Genomic DNA, 10,604 nt, shown 5'->3' with positions numbered 1-10,604 from the left:
CGCCAGCTCGGCCAGCGCATCCGCTCCCATCGCCTCACGCGCCTGGCCGGCTGGCCGGCGCTGGCCGCCGGGCTCTGGCGCACCGGCGAGCTCGGCGAGGGGGTCTTTGCCGACCTGCGCTCCTCCATCTTCTTCGGGGCGCCGCTGGACGCCGACCTCGCCCACGCCTGGCAGCAGGCCGCCCCCCGCAGCCTCATCACCTCGATGTGGGGACCGCCCCAGGCCGGCCCCGCGCTGGCCACACGCCCTCTCAACGGCCGAAAAGACACCACCAAAAAGACCAGCAAAACCAACACCTTGCAGCCCGACAAACGTGAGAGCAACGACACCGACCGCCTCACCCTCTTCGACGCCCATATGGCGGCCACCATCACCCACGAGCTCCGGGCCAACGCCCCCGGCGAGCCCGGCGAGCTGGTGGTCAGCGGCCCTCAGGTCCCCTGCGGCAAGACGCCGGACTCGACCCGCGCGCCCCTGGTGGAGCTCGACGCGGCCCCCCCCTCGGTGGCACGCGCCGCGCTGCCTTCGCGCTGGCTTCGCACCGGCCACAACGCCCGCATCCTCGAAGGCGGCCAGATCGAGCTTGGCGAGCGCCTCGACGACCAGATCTACCTGGGCGGCGAGCTCGTCGACTTAAGCGAGATCGACCTCGCCCTGCAGCAGGCCTGCGGCCACCGCCACGTCGCGGTCGTCCCCTGGCCCCGCGACACCGCCTGGCCCGCCGGCCTTATCGCCCTGGTGGTGGCCGGCGCCGACCAACCCCTCGACGTGCAGGCCATCCTCGCAGCCTGCCGCCGACAGCTCCCCGCCCACCTCGTCCCCGATCGGGTGCTCCCGGTGCGCGAGCTCGCGCGCCGAAGCTGCGGCGCCCCCGACCGCGAGGCCATCGCCCGTCACCTCGAAAACGAGCGGAGCTGAGCCGTGCACACCCTCACCCTGAACCACCTGCGACACGCGCTCAGCGCCTTAGGCCTGGGGCCGGCAGAGCTGCTCTTACTTCATGTCGATTTGCTCGCCGCCGGCCACCTGCGTGACTGTCCGCTTCACGAGCTTCCCTCGCGCTATTACGCCGCGTTGCGTCAGCTCACCGGCACCCGCGCCACCTTCGTCACCACCAGCTACTCGCCGGCATTTGCCGCCGGCACACCCTTTGACCGCCAGCTCACACCTACCGCCGCGCCCTTTAACGAGTACCTGCGCCGACTTCCCCGCGCCCACCGCTCCTCGCACGCCCTGCAATCACTCTGCGCCGAGGGGCCGCTCGCCCACACCCTATGCGCCCGAGATACCCCCGGGGCCTTCGGCCCCGGCTCGGCCTTCGACACCCTCATCGCCCTCAACGCCCGCGCCCTCTTCATCGGCCTCGATCTTCAGCACTCACCGCTTTTGCACATCGCCGAGGCCCGCGCGCGCGTGCCCTACCTCGACCTGCGCGAGATCGAGGGCCCCTGCCTCGACCAGGGCTTAAGCATGGAGCGGCGCTTTCTCTTTCAACAGCGCCGCCTGCCCCAATCCGTCACCCTCTCCACCATCACCCTCTCTCAGACCCTGCACGCCCGCGGCCACCTGCGCGTGGTCCCCTTCGGCCGCACGCGCCTCACGCTGGTCGACGCCGGACGCCTGGTCGACACCGCCACCGAACTCCTGCTGGCCGATCCCCACGCCCTCCTGCGCTCGCGACCACCGCCGGCCCCCGGTCCCACACCGCCGCCGGCGCCCCCCTGACCCACACGCATCCTCGAGACTTCGACTCACCTGACGCCATGACGACAAGGACGTGATCATGAACCTGCGACACCCATCCCAGACCCCACCCCTGCGCTGGGGCCACAAGACGCCCGACCTGGAGCGCCGCATCGCCGAGATTCTCACCTGGGTGCGCCCGGCCGGCCAACCCTACGACGACGTGCTCCTCGAAGGCGCCGACATCGACCAGACCCTCTCCCGCTGGATGCTCCGCGACAACTCCGAGATCACCCTCCAGCGCGCGCGCCTGCTCATGCTCGACGACCGCATCGCCGGCGGCTACATCGCGCTGAGCGGAACCGAGCTACGCACCGCCCGCCAGGCCGACCTCCTCGATGTCGCTCGTCATATGGGCGAGGGCAGCTACGCCATGCTCCGCGAGCGCGTCGAGCGCCTGCGCGAGCTCTTCGCCCCCCTCGAAGACAACGACTTCGTCATCACTCGCCTCGGCCTGCATCCCGACCACCGCGGCCGCGGCCTCTGCCACGCCCTCATCGAAGACTACCTCCGCCGCGGCCGCCAGGGCGGCTTCCGCCGCGCCCGCGTCGACGTCCCCGAAACCCACCGCGCCGCCCTCGACCTCTGCCGCGCTTATGGCTTCGACACCGCCTACCGCGGTAAATCCAACGACGGAAAGCTCAAGTATTTGACGATGGTGCGGGACCTTAATGACCACTAACGCTTTGAATCCATTGAGAAATTCAACATGCTCGTCTTAGTCGCTGCGACTCTCGATGTTCTGTTCACGAAGTGAGCGTGTCGTTAAATTGATGACCAGGTACGAGCGACGAGGTTCAAAAAAAACCGCCAGCCGAAGTTGGGCTGGCGGTTCTTTGTTTTGTTGGAAAATCGTCCTGACCGGTCGGCTATGATCAAACGGGCCCGACCCGCGCCATCCTCAAACACCATGAGATCTAAACCCACACAAAATCAACCACTTAGAACACCCCAAAATCTCCACGCACAAAAACAGTTCTTATCATTTGATATCCATTCGCCCTTCTGCTACAAAACTGAACCACATCAATTACACTGCGCCACAGGCGGGCTATTGTGGACTCATATCACTTTTCGCCGCCCGAATACCTACTTCACGCACCGTAAACTTGGAGAGTTCCATGTCACAAAAACACCTCGCCATGATAACGCTCGCCGCAGCCGCGCTGAGTTTCGCGCCGGGCTGGTTCTCTTCAACTCCTAGCACTTGCCCCTATGAACCCATTACTTTACGCAATATGACGCTCTTAGAAGTTAGCGTTGATGGGGTACCGGTGAACGATCTCAGCGACTACGAGCACCTTGAGCTAAGCATTTATGACAATCTTGATAACGAGACTGTCCACATCAACATTATGGACATTCAAAACAATGAGCAAGAGGTTCGTGACTTTATTATTTCTCATAGCGCTCCCTGGGAAGAACCCAACGAAAACCAAGGAGGTTGGCAATGACCCGTTATAACTTCCTACTCATGACAACAGCATTAACACTTACACTAAACACTTTACCTTCATGTGGACCATCAGATGCCGAGCTTTGTGAATCTCAGGCCGTCTACCTCATGTCCGAGAATGCGCTAGCTCTAGGCACATATTACCAAGAGACCGAACTTAACCCTTCAAACGAATCAACATTACAGGCACATTTAAAAACCAACGTCAGCATGCAACTATTTACAGGCTATGGAACTCACGAAAACGCTAGAACCCTACTAGCCTATTTATATTATACAGTCGACGGAAAAGTGTATGTAGAAACATACAAAATACCCGAAAGCGTTCAACTCCATCCTAACGAAATCCCATAATCAACATTGCTACACACCCTACTCAAAACTACAATGTTAATTTATAAACCTAGTGAAAATGCTATGATTGCAATAAAACCCGTCTTTATATTATTTTTATTTTTGTAATAACTGCTTTTTTCTTTGCTTGCTCCAATTCAGAGATAGAAACGAACACATTCAGCAGAAACAACAATCTTCTTGAGCCGGGAGGAGTAATTTATGGCCCAAGCAATCTCCAAATCTCAGCAAGCAAATATTCTCTCACCGCTCCTGTTAGCTTAAAACTGTGGGAGGATTCTGATCTACAACATATCAAATCTCTCCCAAATCCACTTCAACCAGTTAGCCCTATTTTTACTATACTATCTGAAATTACATTCGATGCACCAGATAACGAGTGGTTTGTTGCCTCAATTCCGATCCCAGATAATGTCGATCCAAATACTTTACTACTCGCAGCCTGGATCGAATCCAATGGAACGTCTGACAATGAGTCCGGATATTGGATTACCCTAGAAGGTTATACTGATAATGGTAGATTCATAGCAGAGTTTTACGCTCTTATGGAGCGACCTATACATCTTGTATTTGCCGAAGGTGATTGGTTTTCCTCCCCTGAAATCCCTAAAACGGACATATCTTCAAACATAATAACGACTCAACAAGGATTAAACGGCTCTGCAAGAATGGAAATCATCTGCGTAAACATTCAAAACGATGATCAATGTACAGATAACCAAAGAGCGTTTTACTCAAATTATTTACAAAAAACCGCTCAAGATTTTTCTGGTCGCCAATTGGGCCGCTTTCAATTTCCAGAGCCTCGCTTAAAAACTACCGGTCCCCTTTCAGATTATGATTACAAAGTATACATGGAACCATTCCGCCAATTTTCAAATGAAGATGGCGAAAAGTGTACTGGCGGTCGTTATAGTGCATTCGGAAAAATATTAACTATTTGTATATATCCAATTTATAAAGTTGCCCCGATGATTAAAATACACTCCGTGGAACCAGGTGATAGCTTTAAAATTCTTTTTGACGGGGTTCCTCGTGTAGTTATCGCTGCTAGCGATGACGATGCCATGGATATTGCTAAAAAATTCGCGGATTCAATTCAAGCTAACAGACCTTCTGCGGCTCTTATTGCACCATATGCATTGGCTATCGGAGATCGAATTTCTTTGTTTTATGCCCGAGACGGGCGTAATAATCTGCCTATTATTACCGTAACCTCTCCATCAACAGAAAAGATTGAGATACTTCCTTTTGAACAAAGAAGTTTGTGGACTACTAACCACGAATATTTTCACTCTTTACAACGCGCAGCGAATTACCGCAGAAGCAACTTTTATTATATTGAAGGCACGGCGACTGCCGCATCACGCTCTGTAAATAACGAACTAAACGATCGATCAGTCTTGTCTGACTTTTCACGAGATTACGGCTATTCGATACGCAAACTGAATGTGCCCCACTTTCGTCATTTAACCGATGCTGATTCATTACATTATGCCGGCCAAGATTTTTATATTTTTGTTAGTCGATTCTTAAATGTTGGTATCGAGTGGATTACTCCTATGATGTCAGAAGGCGGTGGATTAGCAGATCACAGAAATACGCTTGCTTATTTACGGACCCCTTTAAGATTCATATACTCTAAATATGCGCGGAATTCGTTCATTGAAAAGCAAATAAAATTAGACACTTATAGTTCATTTTGGGATGATAGATGTACACCTCAAACGAACGCCTTTAGTTCATCCAGTGATCGCCGGAAAACCTATGAATATTCAACGTCGACGCCTTCCACGACAATTCCGATGAAGCAATACTCAGCCGGGTTAGTTGAAATCACATTCCCTCCCTCCTATTATGGCCAATCTTTCCTCATTGAAGCCTATGGGGATGGCGGCTCTCAAAATACTTCTTGGATGAACACGTCCATTTATAAAGAGTCTTATTCTACGTCTACAGGAGAAAACTGCGTTTACCCCCCACTAACACGCTCTAATCGCGTCGTTAATGTCGACATCGGTAACAATAAATTCTATGCATTCGGTGTCGCAACTGAACATGATGAAACAATGCACGTCAAGATTCGGCCCATTGCCTCTGAAGTAACACTTGCTACAGGGCAATATCTATCAACAACAGCATTCCGGGTTCTGCACGCTAACTATATCGCTGAACAGGAGCCTGCGCATGCCACGTGGTATCTCGACAATGTAGAGTTTTATCATGGAAGACTACCTAGCAGGACTAGCGAAGCCTTGGCCGTGGCTCCTCCAACATGTTCGCCCAACGGAGCACAAGTACGAGTTGAGATTGAGGACGGCCTGGGAGCTATTGTATCGTCTTCAGCAACATTACCTGTTCGGGGCGGAACTCCTGTTTCTATCTCTATAACCGATGGATTTTTATGTAGTGGAGACTTTTATGCACCGCTTGTTAGCGCGCCCCTCTCAGTGTCGATTTCGTCACCTTGTATTGATGGCTCGCAGCCGACTAGTTATAATTGGTCCGTTCAGTACCCAAACGGTGTGATTGATACGGGAAGCAGTTCAGAAGCATTTATAGACCGAACTAGCCTTACTGTAGGAGATGTAGTTTCCATTGAGTTCAGTTCGCCTGGACTTGGGGTGTTAGGGTCACGCGACATCATAATGTGTGACGCATCATGCCAGGCAGAGAGCATGCTTTGCGATTCCGCTGGCGTCGTTGCAAGCCTCCCACTCGAGGTTCGAGAGCTCCGTGTCTTGGAACATATTATAGCTACATTGGATCGATTAATTTCGTCGATTTTCAATGACGTCATTCCAGGCTGGTTCCCTCTTCCGACTCCAAGCCTTATTACTGCACTTGCGGATTATCTGCCATCCGACGTTATTGTCGGACTTGAAGGTCTTGATCATGCACTCAGCTCTTCAAAAGTTGCTGATTATGAAAAAGAGGTGAGGTCACTTCGATCATTGGTGCAAACTATGAAGAACGAGGACGAAGCTCATTTCTTAAACCGAATGATCAATCTTTCCGATGCCTACATTCATCATTACTCTACTATTGAAGATGGCGGCGCCGAAGCATGGAACGACCTGGCCTTTATTAATGGTTGGGATAAGTCGGATATTAATCCGCTCATGGCAGCACGAGCGGCCATTGAGCATGGCCTCGCTGTTTGGCTTAATGCTTGTGAGCGCAATGTGGAGTTCACAGCCGACGGATTGCCACCTAAACTCGATGATGAGGAGCTTATGGTCAGGGCGTTTGAAGCCGCTTCGCTCGGGGTACCTCGGACCCTGATTGAAGAACATATTGTGGCCAAGTAACTGAATGACTATTTATATCTAATCTATATTAAAAAAGGCCCGGGCAAACTCGCCCGGGCCTTTTTTAGTAGCTTCCGCCCCCCCGCCGCCATTTCCCCCTTGCACCACACCCGATCCCTTATTTACATGGTCCGGAGCCACTTCCCATCACCCGAGCCTCCGGTCTGCCATGCGCGCACTCTGCCCGACTGCCCCTATCGCCCTGCTCACGCTGACCCTTGCCGGTGCGCTTGGCGCCTGCCAGAGCGCGCCGCAACCCACGGATGACGCGCCGGCCGAGGCGTCCGGCGAGGCCGCGCTCAGCGCCGACGCCGAAGCGGGCGCGGCGGAGACCGACGGAGAGGCAAAAGAGCCCAGCCGCATCCTGCATCGGGCGATGAGCGCGGCGGAGGCCGAGATCAACGCCTGTTACCGTCAGGCGCTCGCGCAAAACGGGGAGCTTGCGGGCATGGTGCAGTTTGCCTGGCAGCTCGACGCCAACAACTCGCCAGTGGGGCTTCAGACCCACGCCGACACTCTGGGCGACGCCGCGTTGAGTCAGTGCGTGGCGGAGGCCCTTTACCCGCATCTTGTGGAGGATGGCGCGCGTGGGGCGTCGAGCCGCGAGGTGATCTTGAGCTACTCCTTCTTGCGCGAGCATGGCGCGCGCGAGGTGCAGCTGGTGCTCGGGAGCGGCGCGCAGGCTCAGGCCCAGCGCGAGGCGCTGCCCCCGGAGGCCCGCGAGGAGGGGCGCTGCAACAACGAGCATATCTATGATGTGCTCTATGAGGCGTACGACACGATCAACGGCTGCTACGAACAGGCCCTCTCCCAGAAGCGCGGGCTCGTGGGCGCGGCGCTCGCTCAGTTCATCATCTTCCCCGACGGCTCGACCTCGCATATCAAGGTCGCCAGCACCATCGACGATGAGAACACCAACCGCTGCATCACCGAGACGCTCAGCGCCACGACCTTCGACGCGCCCGAGGGCGGCGTGTGCACCGTCAACTACCCGATCGAGCTCTCGCTGCGCTCTCACCCGCACTTTATGTTCACGGCGCCGGCGCCCTGATCGTCGCGCCTGCGCGCCGCGCGCAGCCCTCGACTAGAAATCCACGCGCGTTTTGCTAGGGTGCCGCCCACACCGGGCCTTCCGGCGGGGGATACCGCGACGCACCGCCCTCGCCATACGCCCTGTGCCCATCCCAACGTTTTGCCCACCGCCCTGGCTCATACGCCATGAGCAGAAGTTGAGGTCGATGGCTGCGAAGCTGAGAGCTTCTCGGGCAAGGCGCAAAACGCAGGCGATGCTTTAGCATCGTCGAGGCTTTGCAACGCTGCCCGGGGTGCTCTCAACGCAGCAGACACGACATCAACAATAGCTCACGGCGTAACAACACTCGGAACGTATTATGAAAAGCCTCACCCTTCTGACGCGTCACGCGCTCGCCATTGGCCTGCTTACGGCCCTTGTCGCCTGCAGCGAAGGCCCCGATACGCGCACGATTCCCCCCACCAACGACCGCCCCGACGTCGAGGAAGACGCCGGCGATGTAGGCCCGGACGCCGAAGACGACGCGGGCGACGTGGGTCCGGACGCCGAAGACGACGCGGGCGATGTGGGTCCGGACGCCGAAGACCCCGACGCCGGAGACACCGACGTCGACGCGCCCGACGCCTGCGAGGGCGAGAGCGACGAGCAGCTCTGTCAGCTCAGCTCGTATAGCTGCGGCAGCCACGTCATCGAAGATAGCTGCGGGGAGCTGCGCACGGTTGAGAGCTGCGGGCCGGAGTGCGGCGACCCGGAGACCTGCGGAGGCGGCGGCATCGAAGGCCAGTGCGGCTGCACCCCGGCGCTCAGCGACGAGCAACACTGCGCCGAGAACGCCGCCGAATGTGGCGAGCTGACCATTGTGGACAGCTGTGGCGAAGAGCGCGTCATCGACTGCGGCGCCGAAGATCAGGTCTGCACCCTCTTTGATACCTGCGGAGGCGGCGGCGAGGAGAACATCTGCGGTTGCACCCCGATCACCTGCGAAGAGGCCCAGGTCCTCTGCGGCCCCATCGACGATGGCTGCGGCGGCACGGTTCAATGCGACGAGTTCTGCGTCGACGCGATGGCCGTGGGTGATGAGCACGCCTGCGCTGTCGGCTCGGGCAAGCTCAAGTGCTGGGGTCGCAACAACAGCGGCCAGATCGGCAACGGCGCCAACGGCGACCAGCGCAACCCGGTCGATGTGAGCGGCCTTCCCACCATGGTCGACGTGGCGCCGGGCGGCGAACACACCTGCGCGCTCAGCCTCAATGGCGAGGTCTTCTGCTGGGGCGAGAACGAGCGCGGCCAGCTCGGCCTGGGGACGACGGTGGGGAGCGATGTGCCCGGCGGGCGCGCCATCAACTCCGGCGCCACCGCCATCGCCAGCGGCTTCGCGCATAGCTGCGCGGTGGTCAACGGCGGGGTGCGCTGCTGGGGCGCCAACGATTTCGGTCAGATCGGCAGCGCCAGCATCGCCGTCGGCAACAACATCAACGTCGGCGTGGCGATGCAGGTTCAAGGCCTGAGCTCGGGCGTGGTCGACGTGGTCGCCGGCAGCCATCACAGCTGTGCGCTCCTCGACGACGGCACCGTGCGCTGCTGGGGCCGTAACCGCTTTGGCCAGGTCGGCACCTTGAGCGAGTCGAGCCTGCCCATCGTCGACGCCTTTGGATATTTCGGAAACGACCCCCTCGATAACGTGACGCTGGAGCCCGTCCCGCAAGGTGTCCCCGGTTTGACCGAGGTCGAAGAGCTCGCCGCCGGCAACGACTTCACCTGCGCGCGCACCACCGACGGCGAAGTCTTCTGCTGGGGCGCGATGCACCGCGCCTCCTCCACGGGCAACACCTGCTTTGTCTGGGATGGCTACTTCAACACGCAAGGCGCGATGACCGGCCGCAACGCCGACCGCTGCGCGGTCTTCCCTCCCAGCGGCCCGGCGGTGGCCCGCTTCAGCGTGCGCACCGTCTCCGATGGCTCCTGTCCTGAAAATGGGACGTGCAGTGGCGACTTCACCTGCAACGCCGACACCAACCGCTGCGAAAAAGACGAGTACCCCATCGCCACCGCCTTCCTGAACCAGGCGGCGTTTCTCCCGCGCCAGATCAGCACCGGCGAGCCCGCGCTGACCATCGGCGCCGGCGCGAACCACCTCTGCATGGTCGTCGATCGCAATGACGCGCAGCAGACCAACGTCCGCTGCTTCGGCGTCAACAGCGTCGGCCAGGTCGGCGACGGCACCAACAACAACTGGAGCTCCCCCATCGATCTCTACCTGGACGTCGACGACAACATCGTGCGCGGCGTCGATGTCTCGGCCGGCAACGCCTACTCCTGCGTGCTCGTCGACGAGCAAAACATCAAATGCTGGGGCAGCAACCAGTACGGCCAGATCGGCAACTCCGCGCTCCTGCGCGACGAGTCCTACCGTCCCTTTGACGTGAAGCTGGAGTACACGCCATGAGAATGTTCGCCCATCCACACCTTCGCCTGCTGGCCGCCGCGCTTCTTTTGGCCACCACGCTGGGCTGCGCCGGCACCGCCAGCTCCGACTACAGCCAGGCGCCGAGCTACGGCGGATACGAAACCACCGAGAGCATCGCCTACGAGTCCGACGCCCCCTCGATCGCCTCCGAGAGCGCGGCACGCAGCGCCCCCCGGGCTCCGCAGGAGCAGCCTCAGGCCCGGGGCGCGGCCGCACCCGCGCCGCCTCCCCCGGCGGCTG

7 protein-coding genes and 2 pseudogenes are annotated in these 10,604 nt (G+C 58.2%); all 9 read left to right on the top strand.

Annotated features, from left to right (window positions below; translation table 11 throughout):
• A pseudogene (locus FRC96_RS16655) lies at positions 1–918 on the top strand (AMP-binding protein); the annotation flags it as partial.
• 3 nt (positions 919–921) lie between these two features.
• Complete coding sequence (locus FRC96_RS16650) at positions 922–1,725, top strand: AAC(3) family N-acetyltransferase (RefSeq protein WP_146976087.1); 804 nt, start codon at positions 922–924, stop codon at positions 1,723–1,725.
• A gap of 58 nt (positions 1,726–1,783) precedes the next feature.
• Complete coding sequence (locus tag FRC96_RS16645) at positions 1,784–2,425, top strand: GNAT family N-acetyltransferase (RefSeq protein ID WP_146976086.1); 642 nt, start codon at positions 1,784–1,786, stop codon at positions 2,423–2,425.
• A gap of 439 nt (positions 2,426–2,864) precedes the next feature.
• Positions 2,865–3,197 carry a hypothetical protein gene (locus FRC96_RS16640; RefSeq protein WP_146976084.1) on the top strand — a complete coding sequence of 111 codons (333 nt, stop codon included), beginning with the start codon at positions 2,865–2,867 and terminating at the stop codon, positions 3,195–3,197.
• On the top strand, positions 3,194–3,553 hold the full coding sequence (locus FRC96_RS16635; RefSeq protein ID WP_146976082.1) for a hypothetical protein: 360 nt from the start codon (positions 3,194–3,196) through the stop codon (positions 3,551–3,553). Before FRC96_RS16640 ends, FRC96_RS16635 begins: the two co-directional genes overlap by 4 nt.
• A gap of 545 nt (positions 3,554–4,098) precedes the next feature.
• Positions 4,099–6,864: a hypothetical protein gene (locus FRC96_RS16630; protein ID WP_146976081.1), complete on the top strand. Its 2,766-nt coding sequence runs from the start codon at positions 4,099–4,101 to the stop codon at positions 6,862–6,864.
• A gap of 169 nt (positions 6,865–7,033) precedes the next feature.
• Positions 7,034–7,915 (top strand): AgmX/PglI C-terminal domain-containing protein, encoded by an 882-nt coding sequence (locus FRC96_RS16625; protein ID WP_230470365.1) that lies wholly within the window; start codon positions 7,034–7,036, stop codon positions 7,913–7,915.
• A 340-nt stretch (positions 7,916–8,255) separates the two neighbouring features.
• Positions 8,256–10,343 carry an RCC1 domain-containing protein gene (locus tag FRC96_RS16620; RefSeq protein WP_146976077.1) on the top strand — a complete coding sequence of 696 codons (2,088 nt, stop codon included), beginning with the start codon at positions 8,256–8,258 and terminating at the stop codon, positions 10,341–10,343.
• Positions 10,340–10,604 (top strand): annotated as a pseudogene (locus FRC96_RS16615) (hypothetical protein); the annotation flags it as partial. The gene FRC96_RS16620 and the pseudogene FRC96_RS16615, both read left to right, overlap by 4 nt.

The sequence above is a fragment of the Lujinxingia vulgaris genome (assembly GCF_007997005.1).
GTDB lineage: Bacteria > Myxococcota_A > Bradymonadia > Bradymonadales > Bradymonadaceae > Lujinxingia.
This window is presented reverse-complemented; position numbering and strand designations above follow the sequence as displayed.